Source organism: Acinetobacter lwoffii, assembly GCF_024129355.1.
GTDB lineage: Bacteria > Pseudomonadota > Gammaproteobacteria > Pseudomonadales > Moraxellaceae > Acinetobacter > Acinetobacter lwoffii_I.
This window is the reverse complement of the sequence record NZ_JAMXXP010000007.1, coordinates 77,208-91,715: the sequence shown is the minus strand read 5'-3', so window position 1 is coordinate 91,715 and position 14,508 is coordinate 77,208. Positions and strand designations below refer to the sequence as shown.

The window sequence follows — 14,508 nt, the reverse complement described above, 5'->3', positions numbered from 1 at the left end:
GTCCTATGATCAGATCATCTCACATCGCAGTTCGTGGCTTTACCTTAATCGAATTGATGGTGGTGATTGTGGTTATGGGGATTATGGCTTCACTAGTGTTGTTGAATACCAGTGGCGTCGATCAGCGCAAAGCGATGCAAGCGCGTGAAATTTTATTGGTGGACTTGCAACGGGTGCTACGTGAGGCCAATGACCAGTCCAGAATACTCGCGCTTGACGTTCAATCAGCGACAGATGTCACGCCATTTCGCTATGGAATTATAGAATATCGTTCAGCAGCGCAGACTGAACAGAACCTGCAAAATGAGAAATGGCAAAATTATGCAGATTTTAAATTGCGTAGTTTGCCTGATCATATTTCCTTTCAGATTCAGGCACTGGAACAGCAGCGTTACGCCAAGGCACAAAACCGTGACCTGACTCAGGCAAATTCACCTCAATTGATCTGGCTCGGCAATGGTGAAGTCAAACCGGTGCGGATTCAATTCTTTTTAGAAGACCGTGAAGTGGGTGCTGCGATTGAGATTGATCATCTGGGTAAAATCAATGAAATCTAGATATTTCAAGCAGAATACTGGATTTGGTGCGATCAAGTCACTTAAGTCGAGTGTGCATGGATTTGATCATGTGTGCTGCAAGCATAGGACTTCGTCTTGCGCTGCTATCGGACTTTCTTGCGCGACAATGTCGCTCAGGTCGAGTGTTACTCGACTTAATCGTGCCTCAGGTTTTACTTTGTTGGAAGTCATGGTGGCCTTGGCAATTTTTGCAACCGCAGCTATGACCCTGACCAAAGTCGCGATGCAATATACCCAATCGACCTCGAATGCCATTCTACGTACAAAAGCACAGTTTGTTGCCTTAAATGAAGTAGCACAAATGGAAATCAATCAGGAATGGATGGAAGGCACGGCTTCAAAACAACTGACCCAGCAGGGTGAAACCTGGCAGATCGATAAACGCAGTGAACTGACGGTCAGTCCGAATGTTCAGCGAATCGAGCTGCAGGTGAGTCTGGTTAATCAGGCCAGTGGTCAGGTGGAATCTGGTATCAGCAGCCTGATGTTCTTTAATCATCGTATGAACAATACTCCATGAAGTCTAAAGGATTTACTCTGGTTGAATTATTGGTCGCAATTGCGATCTTTGCAGTGCTGTCTGCTTTGGGTTGGAAAGTTTTTGATTATATTGTCAAAACGAAAGATCAGAATGTGATTCATGAACAGCGTTTAGGTCAGTTACAGCAAACCTATCAGCAGATTCTGCGAGATACCGTACAGGCAGTACCCTTAACGGCCAACATCAATGGCGATATTCAACCGGCTCTGGTGCTGCAGAACGGACGTTTTAACTTTAGTAAAACCGGGGTAACTGATCCTTTAGAAGAAGGGATTTCCCCAGATGAACGCATTGAATATCAGTACCGAGCCGATGAGCAGAAACTTTATCGCTTGAAATACCGGAATCTAAATCAGACAGGTCAAGATCAGCCCGAATCCAGTGTTTTATTGTCGGAAGTGGAACAATTCCAGATCGTCGTACTCAATCCGAATGAACTCACGCAATGGCCGGATACTTCTACTGATCTGAATCAGTTAGAGCATAAACAGCGTTTGCCTAAAGGGATTAAAATCAATTTAACCGTGAATGGCGTCAGTTATGAATGGATGTTCAGTTTATTAAATACTGACTTTTTGCTTGATACTCAGAACACCGGTCAACCCAGCTCAGAATAATAAGAAATGAAAATGAATAAAGCGATCATGATCAAACAGCAGCAGGGCATTGCACTGATTACCATTCTGGTGATGGTAGCGCTAGCGACTATTTTGGCTGCCACGATTGCCCAGCGTCAGGCTGCAACTGCTGAAAGCACTGCTTATTTAATGCGACAAAACCAGTCTCTCATGTATGCCAAAAGTGCCGAGGCCTTTTTTTCTGAATTGCTGGTCGATGATGCTGAAAATGCTGCAGAGGTCGACCATCTGCAGGAAACCTGGGCGCAACCCATGCCGGCTTTTCCGGTAGATGACGGTTATGTCTCCGGAATTGTGCAGGATGAATCGGGAAAGTTTAATTTAAATAGCCTGATCACCGCCGAAGGTACGGTGAATGAAAATGCCAAGGCATGGTTCGAGCTGATTCTAAAACGTGCCGGTTTGCCGGCACAGCTGAGTGAAGCAGTCATTGACTGGCAGGATGCAGATGAGCTGGTCAGTGGAGGTATGGGCGCCGAATCTAACTATTATCAAGGCTTGCCCAATGCTGCTTTGCCGCCGAATGCAAAATTTCATAGCCTAGAAGAGTTAAAGCTGGTACGCGGTTTTGAAGAGAATAAATATAAGTTGATTGAACCGTATCTCAGCGCTGCACCGGTGCAGGAGAGTTCGGTCAATATTAATACGACTTCAGCTTTTCTTTTGGCCAGTATGGATGAAAAGCTGGATGTGAATGCAGTGCAGCAATTGCTGGATCAGCGTCAGGCTAATTTGGAGCACTTTTCCAATGTATCTGATTTGTGGTCACTGGAGCCTTTTGCTCAGGTCGATGCGGACAAGCGTAATTTGTTTAACAGTCTGCTTGGGGTGCAATCCAATTATTTTAAAGCCCGAATCGAAGTGGTTTTAAGTGAGCGTAAGCGCCAGTTTAGCAGCGATCTGGTTCGTCAGGGCAAACAGGTTTATGTGGCATATCGCAGCATGGCGCCATTTTAATTTCAGCTCATGAATTGTACAGGCTGTATAAGCGCAAATGCCGGGCTGATGCCTTTTCCCTATCATGCTAAACAGCAAAATTAATCCTCAAAGCTTTACTTTTGCTTTATAATCAAAATTAATTCACCTATTTTTTGACGACATTACGGCATATGTTAATTCGTAAGTTATTTAAGTTTGAGAATGCTCATATTGTGCGTAACTGCACGTCAGATCGCTGTAAGCGTTCGATCCATGGCCATAGTTATAAAGTCGAGTTATTGCTAAAAGCCTCGAAGCTAGATCATGGTCAAATGGTCTATGACTTTGGGCTGCTTAAAGGTGTGATTAAGGATTTCTTTGATTCTTTCGATCATGCCATCTGCTTCTGGCAAAATGACGACCCGGAATATATTCAGGCCTGCAAGAATTTCAGTGCGCGCTGGGTGTCTTTGCCGGTATCGCCATCAGCAGAACAGTTTTCACGTATTTTCTTCTTTCTGGCACAGCAGGTGCTAGCATCGACGGTGACGCAAAATGGTGAAGGCGATGTTGAAGTCTACTCTGTGATTGTGCATGAAACCGATACCGGCTATGCACAAAGCTTTTTAGAAGATATTCAAAATGAACAAATGGGCATCCTCAGTCTGGAGCAACTTGAGTTTTCTGAACAGGTGCAAGCTGAATGGACAGATCCGGACATGTTCGCCAAGCTCAAACAGGGCATACCATTTCATAACCCTACAGTAGATTTACAGGTACAGATTTAAAGTCTGCGTGACTTTAAATCCATTGACATAGATTTAGGATTGAAGAATGTCTTTAAATGAACAGCAACTGGCCAAGCTGAATAAAGTTCAGTTGGATGAAAGCTGGAAATATGGATTGAGTGAATTTTTGCTCAGTCCGAAAATGGATGAATTAAAAGCGTTTCTCGTTGAAGAAAAAAAAGCAGATAAAATCATTTATCCTCCCAATCATCTGATTTTTAATGCTTTGAATACCACACCGCTAGATCGGGTAAAAGTGGTGATTTTAGGGCAAGATCCTTATCATGGCCCAAATCAGGCGCATGGATTAAGCTTTTCCGTGCAAAAGGGGGTTGCATTACCACCATCTTTGCGTAATATTTTTCATGAGTTACATGCTGATGTTGGGGTTGAAAGACCGAAGCATGGTGACTTGACGCATTGGGCAGAGCAGGGTGTGCTTCTGTTAAATGCAGTACTGACCGTAGAAGCAGGTCAGCCGACTTCGCATCAAAAGCGCGGTTGGGAAGAATTTACCGATCACGTCATTGATGTATTAAATGAACAGCGTGAACATATTGTCTTTATTCTTTGGGGCGCATACGCACAGCGTAAAGGACAGCGCATTAATCAAGACAAGCATCTCGTGTTAAAGGCAGCACATCCATCGCCTTTGGCCGCAAACCGTGGTGGTTTTTTTGGTTGTAAAGTATTTTCAAAATCGAATAATTACCTCAAACAACATGGCATTGAGCCTATAGATTGGCAGCTGGACGCATGAAATATTCTCCCCTTACTAAACATTATCATCCAGATTTGATTGTTGAAGAAGCGCACAATGGTTGGCGTATCGTTCGTTTAAATCGCCCGAAATCTTTGCATGCGCTGGATGAATCGATCGCTTCCGCACTTCTGGAAGTATTTCAGGATTTCCATCATGATGACAGTGTAAAAGCCATCTGGCTGGATTCAACCACACCGAAAGCGTTCTGTGCGGGTGGGGATGTGCGTAAGCTGCGTCAGTTAGTTATTAATGACGAAGTCGCGGCTGCCAATAAATTCTTTGAACAAGAATATGCACTTGATCTGTTATTGCATAATTATGCCAAACCCGTTTTAGTCTGGGGTGAAGGTTATGTGATGGGTGGTGGCTTGGGCCTGTTTATGGCAGCGCCTTTCCGTTTAGTGACGCCATATTCACGTTTGGCCATGCCTGAAATCAATATCGGTTTGTATCCAGACGTGGGTGCAACCCGCTTCCTGGCAGATCGTGGTGCGATTGGTCTATTTACCGGCTTGACCGGTTCGATCATGACCGCTGCTGGTGCTTATGGTATTGGTTGGGCAACGCATATTTGTGATGCACAGCGTGATTCAGTTTTGGATAAAGTCATTAATATTGACTGGGAACATTATCCTGCGGGTGACTTCCGTGCCATTGATGATACCCTGAATAGTATGCACCGTCCGGTAGGCCCGGGACCGCTACAAAACTCTCTGGACGTGATTCATAGTGTTTGCCGTGGCATCAACTTTGAGCATGATTATGAGTCGATTATTGGCCTGAGTGATGCACGCAGTGACTGGTTACGTCAGGCCAGTGAAAACCTGAAAAAAGGTTCACCAACCACTGCAGCCTTGACCTGGCTATTATGGCAATGGGGTAAGCAGGTACATTCCTGGAATGAAGTTTTCGAACTGGAAGTTCAAATTTCTGATTGGAAAATCCGTCATCATGATTTTGTCGAAGGTGTGCGTGCACGTCTGGTCGATAAAGACCTTAGTCCTGAGTGGAAAAAGGGTGCAGATATGAGTTTAAAAGGCATCCTGTCTGGAAATCCTCCAGTTACGACTATTGAAAGCTGGAATGAGCTGCTCAAACATTATGGTGTGATTTAAGCCCCAATGTCCGAAACACAATTTACAGATGAATACTGGATGCAGCGTGCTTACGAGCAGGCTGCACTTGCTGCTGCACAGGGAGAAATCCCTGTTGGGGCAATTATCGTCAGCCAGAATCAGATCATTGGTCGGGGGTTTAATGCGCCCATCTCGTTGAATGATCCGACTGCGCATGCTGAAATTGTTGCGCTACGTGACGCGTGTCAAAACATCCAAAATTATCGTTTACCTGATGATGCAGTGCTCTATGTGACTCTTGAGCCGTGCACCATGTGTGTTGGGGCGCTGGTGCATTCACGGGTTTCACGGGTAGTATTTGGCGCATTTGAAGCGAAAGCAGGTTCACTGGTGAGTGCGCGTCAACTGTTTGAAACTGGTTATTATAATCACGTATTTCCTTTCGAGGCAGGCTGCATGCAGCAGCAATGCTCTGAACAGCTCAGTGCATTTTTTAAGTTGCGCCGCGAGCAGAAACGAGAACTCAAGTTACAAGAAAAATTATTAAATACGCAGAAATAAATCTGCTTTATCCGCTAAAATTTGCTTACTTTCAAATATCTGCAATCTTCAGGAACAATAATGAATAGTATTCAAGTAAAAAAAGAATTCCCGGCAGCGCTTGATGATGTCTTTAATTTAATGTCTAAGCATGCCACCTATAATATTGCTTTCGCGCCGATGCAGGTTGAGCGGATCAAGGATTCTGCGGATGCTGAATATCCTGATGGACTCGGTTCGGTACGTGCAATGGGTATGGGGCCAATAAAGCCGCTGAAAGAACAAATTACCTTGTTCGAGCCAAATAATCGCATCGAATACCAGATTATTAAAAATCCGTTAATCAAGCATCATTTGGGTATTATTGAATTTGAAGCACTGGCTGATGACAAAACGCTAGTAACTTATACGATTGAATTGCAGGCACGTGCGCCTTTTGTGAGTAAATTAATCCTTGCACAGTTACAGGCAGCGATTAAACTAGGCCTGACAAAACTCGCAAAATCTGTTTAAACAACAACGGGAAAGCAATGACAGTTCAAATTATTACCATTGATGGTCCAAGTGGGTCTGGCAAGGGCACGTTAGCAGCGAAACTGGCTGCACATTATCAGTTTCACTTATTGGATTCTGGTGCTTTATACCGCCTTTTGGGTTTGTCATTGCATCACCATGATTTGCTGGATTCTCTAGACACGAAATTGCCAGAATGCGTACAAATCGCAACAAATTTAGATATCCAGTTTGTCAGTACCGACACTGGGGTGCAGGTGTGGCTGGATGGTGAAGATGTGTCCCAAACTATTCGCACTGAGCGGGTAGGAGAGTTTGCTTCAAAAGTTGCAGCAATTCCTGAGCTTAGAACAGCGATGGTTTCACGCCAACATGCCTTTGCGCAGGCACCGGGTCTGGTAGCAGACGGACGCGATATGGCGACAAGTATCTTCCCGAACGCCCAGGCAAAAATATATTTGACGGCCTCGGCTGAATCCCGTGCGCAAAGACGTGTAAAGCAGTTGCAGGGCATGGGGCTGGATGTTAAAATAAGCGACATTTTAGCTAATATCATCGCTCGCGATAAACGAGATATGGAACGCACTGTCGCTCCACTCAAGCCTGCGGATGATGCTTACATTATCGATAGTTCAGATTTGAATATCGATGAAGTATTCCAGCTGATGACCACTTATGTGGATCAGCAATTAGCAAACTAACCCAATTTTATCAGCAAACGCATAGCTTGATCAGTTTTATATGGACTATGTAGATGCTTAATTAAACCGGCCTTGTCTGATCCAAGACCGCTGACTTTATCGGAAATATCATGACCGAATCTTTTGCAGCCCTCTTTGAAGCAAGCGAATTAAACCTCAACGTTGAAAAGGGTGCAGTTATCCAGGGCGTTGTAGTAAGCATTGACTCTGATTGGGTAACTGTTGACACTGGCCTTAAATCTGAAGGCGTTGTTGACCGTGCTGAGTTCTTAAATGAACAGCGCGAACTTGAAGTTCAAGTTGGCGACACTGTAGACGTAGTTGTTGAAGCACTTGACAACGGTATGGGTCAAACAGTTCTTTCTCGCGAAAAAGCTAAACGCGCAGAAACTTGGACTAAACTTGAAAAAATCTTTGAAGACGGCGAAATCGTTACTGGTGTTATCTCTGGTAAAGTTAAAGGTGGTTTCACTGTTGACATCGGTCCAGTACGTGCGTTCCTTCCAGGTTCTTTAGTTGATACTCGTCCTATTCGTGATACTACTCACCTAGAAGGCAAAGAGTTAGAATTCAAAGTAATCAAACTTGACGCTAAACGTAACAACGTTGTTGTTTCACGTCGTGCTGTTATGGAAGCTGAATCTTCAGCTGACCGTGAAGCTCTTCTTGCTCAGCTTGAAGAAGGTCAAACAGTTACTGGTACGATCAAAAATCTTACTGACTACGGCGCATTCGTTGACCTTGGCGGTATTGATGGTCTTCTTCACATCACTGACATGGCTTGGAAACGTATCAAGCACCCTTCAGAAGTTGTTGAAGTGGGTCAAGAAGTTACTGTTAAAGTACTTAAATTCGACCGCGAACGTAACCGTGTTTCTCTAGGTCTTAAACAGCTTGGCGAAGATCCATGGTTAGCGATAATGAACCGTTACCCTAAAGGTTCAATCGTTAAAGCGCGCGTAACTAACCTGACTGACTACGGTTGTTTCGCTGAAATCGCTGAAGGCGTTGAAGGTTTAGTACACGTTTCAGAAATGGATCACACTAACAAAAACATCCACCCATCTAAAGTTGTTCAGATTGGTGACGAAGTTGATGTTATGGTTCTTGAAGTTGATGAAGAACGTCGTCGTATTTCTCTTGGTATCAAACAAACTCGTGCTAACCCATGGGAAGAGTTTGCTAAAGACCACGACAAAGGCGAAAAAGTTTCTGGTACGATCAAATCTATCACTGACTTCGGTATCTTCATCGGTTTACCAGGCGGTATCGACGGTCTAGTTCACTTGTCTGATATTTCTTGGAACGAACAAGGCGAAGAAGCGATTCGTCGTTACAAGAAAGGCGACACTGTTGAAGCGGTTATCCTTTCTGTAGACGCTGAAGGCAACCGTATCAGCCTTGGCATCAAGCAAATGAACAACGATCCGTTCAATGACTTCCTTGCTGCTAACGAACGCGGTGCTTTGGTTAAAGGTACTGTAACTGCAGTTGACGCTAAAGGCGCTACTGTTAAGTTAGCTGACGAAGTTGAAGCGACTTTGAAAGCATCTGAAATCAACCGCGATCGCGTTGAAGATGCAACTAAGTTCCTTGAAGTTGGTCAAGAAGTTGAAGCGAAGATCATCAACGTAGATCGTAAATCTCGCGCAATCAACTTGTCTATCAAAGCGAAAGACGAAGCTGAAGAGAAAGAAGCAGTTGCTAACTTGAAAACAGCTCCTGCTGGTCAAGACAATGGTCCTAAGACGATTGGTGACCTGATTAAAGCTCAAATGGGCAACTAAGTAAGCGTTTGAATTGTATTGTTAATGTAAGTTAACTAATACTTTTTATACAAATACTGTAAACGGTAGCGTAGTATTTAATTATTGCGCTACCGTTTTGTATTTAAACAGGTTATTATCGGGAAATAGATTCCAAGTAGCTTGATAATTAAAGAGGTCGCAGATGACTACTGAAGCACTTAATAAGTCTGACTTAATAGAGCGTATTGCGTTAAAAAATCCGCATTTGGCTGAGCCTTTAGTGGAAGAAGCAGTTAAAATTATGATTGATCAAATGATAGAAGCATTATCAACTGACAATCGTATCGAGATTCGTGGATTTGGTAGTTTTGCATTGCATCACCGTGAACCGCGCGTAGGTCGTAACCCTAAAACTGGTAAATCAGTAGAAGTGGCTGCAAAAGCAGTTCCGCACTTTAAACCAGGCAAGGCACTTCGTGACGCTGTGAACGAGTCTGCACAAAAATAATTGTAAATATTTTGCGGGGTGTTCATGCGTTACGTTCTGGTCATTCTTTTATTGGTACTGTTTGGTTATTCATTAGCTTTGGTTTTGCAAAACGGTACCGAATTGTCAGTGGACTTGTTATTTACTCAAGTTCCCGCAATGCGCCTGGGATTATTACTTCTCCTCACGTTATCTTTAGGTGTCGTTTTGGGCCTGTTATTGGGCGTTCAGATCTTCCGGGTTTTTCAGACGAATTGGGAAATTAAACGACTGCGTAAAGACATTGAACATCTACGTAAGGAACAGTTGAATACAGCCAAGTTAATGGCCGCTGAAGCAGCAGCCCATACCCGGCATGAAAAAACTGTATTAGATATTACCAATGAAAATCAAAGCCCATTATAATGGGCTTATTTTTTGCCTATATGAAGGGGTAATCTCTTGAGTATCATCGTCGCACTAGATGCCAAAAGCCAATTTGATGCCTTAGTCATTGCAGAACAGTTAGATCCTGCCTTGTGTCGACTTAAAGTTGGTAAAGAGTTATTTACCCATGAAGGTCCAATTATTGTCAAAGCACTTCAAGATAAAGGCTTTGATGTATTTCTGGATCTGAAATTTCATGATATTCCAAATACAACAGCACAGGCAGTATGCGCGGCAGCAGATTTGGGTGTGTGGATGGTCAATGTGCATGCCTCAGGTGGCCGCAAGATGATGGAAACCTGTGTAGAGCGTTTGCAAGCGGGTAATTATAAAACTCAGTTGATTGCAGTGACTGTATTGACGTCAATGGGCCGTGAAGACTTGAAAGATATTGGTCTGGATATTGAGCCAAATGAGCATGTAAAACGTCTGGCACAACTGACAAAAGACAGTGGTCTAGATGGGGTGGTTTGCTCAGCTCAAGAAGCGAAAATGTTACGTGAAACGATTGGAAAAGACTTTGCATTAGTGACACCCGGCATTCGTCCAGAAGGGTCGAATGCAGATGACCAGAAACGTATTGTGACACCGAAACAGGCAATGCTAGATGGCTCAACACATCTGGTAATTGGTCGCCCGATTACCCAGTCTAAAAATATGCGTCAGACTTTGAAAGATATTTTGGCAACGCTTTAATACGGTTTGAATGACAAAAAGCCTTTCAGTCGAAAGGCTTTTTTTATATATTGAAAAAATGGTTATAAAATAAAAAGGAAAAATGATGACTTCATCTGAACCACAATTAGAAAAAGTACAGAATGACGTGATTCAAAATATTCAACAGGCAGAACAGCTTAAGCAACAAGAATAGCAACAACAGCAGGCAAGCTCAGCAAATCGGACAGCGGGGATCGATGTGGTCAGTTTGGCATCTGATGCCATCAGTCTTGCTTCGGATGTTATTGAAACAGTAGGCGATGCCTTAAGTGATATTGATTTAAGTTTTTAGTCAGCCCGCTCGGCCTACTTGCTTGTGCTTCGTTTTAAAATTCTGCTTTTAAACTGAATCAGGGAGGAGAGTTCCTCTTTATAAAAGAGGAATTTAGTGAGATTGAGAAAGTGATAAAGTAATTAAATCGCTGCCAGTACACTCACCATGACTGGTGCTAACAGTGACAAAATAAAACCACTGACCATGGCATGTGGAATAAAATCATGCCCACAGGCCTGTTTAACCATCGGTAGAGTCACATCCATCGCAGTTGCACCCGCTGCGGAAATGGCGGATCTTGGGTATCTCCAGCCCATACAATACATGAGTAAGATGGCAAAAATTTCTCTAAACAGGTCATTCATTAGCGCGATACTGCCGAGTTCTGCATTTCTGAGTTCTGTTACGACAACACCTGACATTGAGTAAAATCCATAGCCTTGTGACAGCATGATCAAATCTTTTAGACTGATGTCTGTATTCCAGAATGAATAAAGCATGACTGCAAATAATGAACCAAAAATACAACCAATCGGAACTAAGAGAATTTTAAAATTTAACCAGGAACGATCTAAAGGTGAATAAGCCAGATCCAGGCCAATCATGAACATAAATACCAGCAACAAATGCCAGGTGCTGATTTGCACGGATAGATCAAATAGATTCAAGCCCGTATGTAAACAATATCCGCCTGCGAGAGCCAAAAAGGCATAGCTCATGTTCAGTAGGGATTTAAGCACCAGGTCGACGGATACCCGACCGGAACTCGGAAGATAACCTGCCCATTTAAATAGTAGATAACAAAATGCAAAAGCACCGAGCGAGGTCAGAAAGGCAATGCTGATCGACGTACTCAAAATCTGGAGAGGATGCTGCAATTCATCTACCAATTGTGAAAATTCAAAGGCAATTGCAATCAATAAAACATAGCTAAAATAGGGCAATAGCTTGAAACAGATTTTAATAATCGAAAGCGGAATTCGTTTTGCCATGGCAAAACCGAATGCTAGACAGAATAGAAGCTGAAAGATAAGCCAAAGCGATTGCATAAATTTAATGGAGTGAAAAAATTACCTATAAATTATGCCACCGCTTGATGTCAGATGGTAAAAAGCTTTTAGGCGACTTTATTCAATAATCGATAATCTGCGACATTTGGTTTTTTTGTTTTGAGCCAGTATTTCCAGGTATAAGTTGGCCATAAGGCAAAGTTCTTGCCGCCTTCCTGTTGATACCAGCTGACACAGCCAGATTGCCACACAGTCTTTTCAAACATATGTTGCACCTGCTGATTAAATGTATCCTGTGCCTGGTCTTTGACCATGATGGCATCACTTTGGGATTGATCGACCAGTTGCATCAATTGCAAAATATATTCGACTTGTGCCTCAATCATAAAAATCACAGAGTTATGTGCCAATAAGGTATTTGGGCCCAATAACTGAAACAGGTTTGGAAAGTCTTTCACGCAAATTCCATAATAACTTTCAGCGCCTTGTTTCCAGACTTCATTCAGTTCTATGCCATCGAGCCCGGTACATTGAAAATTCTTCATATAGATATGTGGATCAGTAATGAATCCGGTACCATAAATCAGACAGTCAATCGGCCGCTCTTTTCCATCTTGTGTAATGATACTGTGTTCAGTCAGTTCCTGAATCTTCTCGGTTACCAGTTCCACATTATGGCGATTAAACGTTGGGAAGTATTTATTCGAGACCAGAATGCGTTTACAGCCCATGATGTAATCGGGAGTCAGTTTTTTGGCTAATTCAGGATTTTTAACCTCATATTTAATCAGCAGTTCTGCCAGTTTTTGGGTGAATTTCATAATGCCCGGTTTGACAATCGGTACGACACGCGATTCATTTGACCAATACAGGCGGGCACGATGTGGCTTTCTAAACCAGTCATATTTTTTAAAGAGTTTCTTTTCAAGATTCGGGTAGGCACGTTCATCACGAGGAATGACCCAAGCCGCAGTACGTTGCATGACATACAGATGTTTGCATTGCGGGGCAATTTCCGGAATATATTGAATGGCACTGCCACCTGTCCCAATCGATGCGACATTTTTGCCAGTCAGATCATAAGCGCGATCCCATTGCGCAGAATGAAAGACTTTGCCTTGGAATTTCTCAATACCTGGAATATGTGGAATCTGCGGAATATGTAAAGGCCCGGAAGCGAAGATAACAAACTGGGCTTCAAGGATACTTTGATCCTGAAGCTGTAATTGCCATAGACAGTGGTCTGCCTGGTAATGTGCTGCTAGTACCTCGGTATTTAAACGGCAAAAAGCACGCAGGTTATAACCGGTCACCAGATCCTGAATATAAGAAAATATCTCGGGTGCTTCCGCATAACGTTTGGACCAATTGCTTTTCGGTGCAAATGACAAGGAATATAAATGTGATTGCACATCACAGGCTGCTCCAGGGTACTGATTGTCCCGCCAGGTTCCGCCAAAATTTCTACCTTTTTCAAGAATAATAAAATCATAAATACCATGCTGTTGTAAACGTAATGCCATGGCGATACCACCGAAACCTGCTCAAATAATGGCAACTTTGGTATGGGGATGGGAACGTGTAGCGGTGGCATGATCTAGCATCAGTACATTCCTTACTTATTTTAATGTTGGATATTTATCGTAATTCGCTCCTTGATGATTAGATAGAAAATTGATCTAATCGGCAATAGCCGACACATTATTTTTATAGTACAACTAGAGCAATCACATTGTATTTGTATGGTTATGAAACGTTCTGTTCTCAGTCTGATGTATTTGATTCAAGGGATGCGTAAGGCTGGCATGGAGGTCGATCAGAAACTGCAAAACATTGGGCTGCGTGTAGATGCCTTTGATCCGAGCTCGGTGATTCACCCCAGTCTGGAACATGATGTGCTTAAGGTGGTCGGACAGGAAATCCCGCCTGAACAGGGATTATTGATTGGCCAGCATTATGCTTTGGCAGGTTATGGTCCCTTACTCATGTTGCTGGTGACCAGTCCTACGGTACGTGATGCACTGAATCAGGTGATCCGTTTTCAGCAGTTGACGCATTTGACCGGTCAGTTGGCCTTGCAGCAAAGCGAGCATCATAGCGCGCTGTGTTATCGAGCCAAGCAGCAGGATGATCATTTGGGAAGGCTGCTGGCACAGGCGGAGATTTCCGGGACGTTTAAGTTTATCCGGGAAATTTACAAATTGATGGGCTTATCCAAACCTGATTTGCGGATCGAGTTGCCATTTGCCTATCCAGAAGATCTGAATACCTTAAAGGTCTACCATGATTATTATGGAACACAGGTACAGTTTGATGCATCTCGGGCAGCATTCTGGTTTGATGATGCGGTTCTGGATATTAAAATTCCCTCTGCGGATGCGGTGACTTTTGCTGTCTATGAAGCCAAATGTCTGGCTGAACTGGAACGTTTGCAACAGGATGAGCAGACGCCGACTGTGGTGCAGCGCGTGCAGGATTATCTGGAAATTCAAAGCGGCCTGATGCCGAGCATGGCTGAAACAGCACAAGCACTGAATATCCCGGAACGAACCTTGCGGCATCAGTTACAGCAGTGTGATACCAGTTATAAGCAGATTCGCGAAGAAATTATTAAAGATAAAGCTTTGCGATTAATTGAATACAAACAGTATTCGATTGAAATGGTTGCAGAATTATTAGGCTATTCCGAGCCGGCCGCTTTTAACCATGCCTTTAAACGCTGGTTTGGGCAAAGTCCTCGGCAATATATAAAATAGCCTAAGTTTGTTTATGCCAAAGTGTTATAGCGTG

Annotated in this window: 17 protein-coding genes; 15 read left to right on the top strand and 2 right to left on the bottom strand. The window is 43.3% G+C overall.

Features of this window, described 5'->3' with window-relative positions; all coding sequences use genetic code 11:
- Positions 1-5: 5 nt before the first annotated feature.
- The 14 genes from NI468_RS06075 (at position 6) to pyrF (ending at position 10,413) form a co-directional block, all read left to right on the top strand.
- Complete coding sequence (locus NI468_RS06075; RefSeq protein WP_253100647.1) at positions 6-557, top strand: type II secretion system protein; 552 nt, start codon at positions 6-8, stop codon at positions 555-557.
- Positions 547-1,098 carry a type II secretion system minor pseudopilin GspI gene (gene gspI / locus NI468_RS06070; RefSeq protein ID WP_420909022.1) on the top strand — a complete coding sequence of 184 codons (552 nt, stop codon included), beginning with the start codon at positions 547-549 and terminating at the stop codon, positions 1,096-1,098. The genes NI468_RS06075 and gspI overlap by 11 nt, the downstream gene beginning before the upstream one ends.
- Positions 1,095-1,736 (top strand): type II secretion system minor pseudopilin GspJ, encoded by a 642-nt coding sequence (gspJ, locus tag NI468_RS06065; protein WP_005247320.1) that lies wholly within the window; start codon positions 1,095-1,097, stop codon positions 1,734-1,736. Before gspI ends, gspJ begins: the two co-directional genes overlap by 4 nt.
- 6 nt (positions 1,737-1,742) lie before the next feature.
- Positions 1,743-2,714: a type II secretion system minor pseudopilin GspK gene (gene gspK, locus NI468_RS06060; RefSeq protein ID WP_253100644.1), complete on the top strand. Its 972-nt coding sequence runs from the start codon at positions 1,743-1,745 to the stop codon at positions 2,712-2,714.
- 152 nt (positions 2,715-2,866) lie between these two features.
- Positions 2,867-3,463: a 6-pyruvoyl trahydropterin synthase family protein gene (locus tag NI468_RS06055; RefSeq protein WP_180037416.1), complete on the top strand. Its 597-nt coding sequence runs from the start codon at positions 2,867-2,869 to the stop codon at positions 3,461-3,463.
- A 46-nt stretch (positions 3,464-3,509) separates the two neighbouring features.
- A complete protein-coding gene (ung, locus tag NI468_RS06050; RefSeq protein WP_005247316.1) occupies positions 3,510-4,223 on the top strand; it encodes a uracil-DNA glycosylase in 714 nt (237 codons plus the stop codon).
- Positions 4,220-5,341 carry an enoyl-CoA hydratase/isomerase family protein gene (locus NI468_RS06045; protein ID WP_005263342.1) on the top strand — a complete coding sequence of 374 codons (1,122 nt, stop codon included), beginning with the start codon at positions 4,220-4,222 and terminating at the stop codon, positions 5,339-5,341. The genes ung and NI468_RS06045 overlap by 4 nt, the downstream gene beginning before the upstream one ends.
- A gap of 6 nt (positions 5,342-5,347) precedes the next feature.
- Positions 5,348-5,863, top strand: coding sequence for a tRNA adenosine(34) deaminase TadA (tadA, locus tag NI468_RS06040; protein ID WP_005263341.1), 516 nt, complete (start codon positions 5,348-5,350; stop codon positions 5,861-5,863).
- Positions 5,864-5,923: 60 nt separating this feature from the next.
- Positions 5,924-6,355: an SRPBCC family protein gene (locus NI468_RS06035; RefSeq protein ID WP_005263340.1), complete on the top strand. Its 432-nt coding sequence runs from the start codon at positions 5,924-5,926 to the stop codon at positions 6,353-6,355.
- A 17-nt stretch (positions 6,356-6,372) separates the two neighbouring features.
- A complete protein-coding gene (gene cmk, locus NI468_RS06030) occupies positions 6,373-7,056 on the top strand; it encodes a (d)CMP kinase (protein ID WP_004645457.1) in 684 nt (227 codons plus the stop codon).
- Positions 7,057-7,166: 110 nt separating this feature from the next.
- Positions 7,167-8,843 carry a 30S ribosomal protein S1 gene (gene rpsA / locus NI468_RS06025; protein ID WP_004278854.1) on the top strand — a complete coding sequence of 559 codons (1,677 nt, stop codon included), beginning with the start codon at positions 7,167-7,169 and terminating at the stop codon, positions 8,841-8,843.
- A 163-nt stretch (positions 8,844-9,006) separates the two neighbouring features.
- Positions 9,007-9,312 carry an integration host factor subunit beta gene (locus NI468_RS06020; protein ID WP_004278853.1) on the top strand — a complete coding sequence of 102 codons (306 nt, stop codon included), beginning with the start codon at positions 9,007-9,009 and terminating at the stop codon, positions 9,310-9,312.
- Between the two features lie 24 nt (positions 9,313-9,336).
- Entirely contained in the window at positions 9,337-9,696 is a 360-nt protein-coding gene (locus tag NI468_RS06015; protein ID WP_004278852.1) for a lipopolysaccharide assembly protein LapA domain-containing protein, read from the top strand.
- Between the two features lie 36 nt (positions 9,697-9,732).
- Positions 9,733-10,413 (top strand): orotidine-5'-phosphate decarboxylase, encoded by a 681-nt coding sequence (pyrF, locus tag NI468_RS06010; RefSeq protein ID WP_253100640.1) that lies wholly within the window; start codon positions 9,733-9,735, stop codon positions 10,411-10,413.
- Positions 10,414-10,848: 435 nt separating this feature from the next.
- Here pyrF and NI468_RS06005 read toward each other — a convergent pair whose 3' ends face one another.
- A complete protein-coding gene (locus NI468_RS06005) occupies positions 10,849-11,757 on the bottom strand; it encodes a LysO family transporter (protein ID WP_129716661.1) in 909 nt (302 codons plus the stop codon).
- A 68-nt stretch (positions 11,758-11,825) separates the two neighbouring features.
- On the bottom strand, positions 11,826-13,247 hold the full coding sequence (locus NI468_RS06000) for a flavin-containing monooxygenase (RefSeq protein ID WP_253100701.1): 1,422 nt from the start codon (positions 13,245-13,247) through the stop codon (positions 11,826-11,828).
- A 219-nt stretch (positions 13,248-13,466) separates the two neighbouring features.
- Between NI468_RS06000 and NI468_RS05995 the strand changes: the two genes are divergently transcribed.
- Entirely contained in the window at positions 13,467-14,474 is a 1,008-nt protein-coding gene (locus NI468_RS05995) for a helix-turn-helix domain-containing protein (protein ID WP_253100637.1), read from the top strand.
- Positions 14,475-14,508: the final 34 nt, after the last annotated feature.

What these genes read in the sequence shown, in the direction of transcription:
- NI468_RS06075 (WP_253100647.1), top strand. Translation starts at nt 6, where the DNA reads ATGATCAGATCATCTCACATCGCAGTTCGTGGCTTTACCTTAATCGAA.
- gspI (WP_420909022.1), top strand. Translation starts at nt 547, where the DNA reads ATGAAATCTAGATATTTCAAGCAGAATACTGGATTTGGTGCGATCAAG.
- gspJ (WP_005247320.1), top strand. Translation starts at nt 1,095, where the DNA reads ATGAAGTCTAAAGGATTTACTCTGGTTGAATTATTGGTCGCAATTGCG.
- gspK (WP_253100644.1), top strand. Translation starts at nt 1,743, where the DNA reads ATGAAAATGAATAAAGCGATCATGATCAAACAGCAGCAGGGCATTGCA.
- NI468_RS06055 (WP_180037416.1), top strand. Translation starts at nt 2,867, where the DNA reads ATGTTAATTCGTAAGTTATTTAAGTTTGAGAATGCTCATATTGTGCGT.
- ung (WP_005247316.1), top strand. Translation starts at nt 3,510, where the DNA reads ATGTCTTTAAATGAACAGCAACTGGCCAAGCTGAATAAAGTTCAGTTG.
- NI468_RS06045 (WP_005263342.1), top strand. Translation starts at nt 4,220, where the DNA reads ATGAAATATTCTCCCCTTACTAAACATTATCATCCAGATTTGATTGTT.
- tadA (WP_005263341.1), top strand. Translation starts at nt 5,348, where the DNA reads ATGTCCGAAACACAATTTACAGATGAATACTGGATGCAGCGTGCTTAC.
- NI468_RS06035 (WP_005263340.1), top strand. Translation starts at nt 5,924, where the DNA reads ATGAATAGTATTCAAGTAAAAAAAGAATTCCCGGCAGCGCTTGATGAT.
- cmk (WP_004645457.1), top strand. Translation starts at nt 6,373, where the DNA reads ATGACAGTTCAAATTATTACCATTGATGGTCCAAGTGGGTCTGGCAAG.
- rpsA (WP_004278854.1), top strand. Translation starts at nt 7,167, where the DNA reads ATGACCGAATCTTTTGCAGCCCTCTTTGAAGCAAGCGAATTAAACCTC.
- NI468_RS06020 (WP_004278853.1), top strand. Translation starts at nt 9,007, where the DNA reads ATGACTACTGAAGCACTTAATAAGTCTGACTTAATAGAGCGTATTGCG.
- NI468_RS06015 (WP_004278852.1), top strand. Translation starts at nt 9,337, where the DNA reads ATGCGTTACGTTCTGGTCATTCTTTTATTGGTACTGTTTGGTTATTCA.
- NI468_RS06005 (WP_129716661.1), bottom strand. Translation starts at nt 11,757, where the DNA reads ATGCAATCGCTTTGGCTTATCTTTCAGCTTCTATTCTGTCTAGCATTC.
- NI468_RS05995 (WP_253100637.1), top strand. Translation starts at nt 13,467, where the DNA reads ATGAAACGTTCTGTTCTCAGTCTGATGTATTTGATTCAAGGGATGCGT.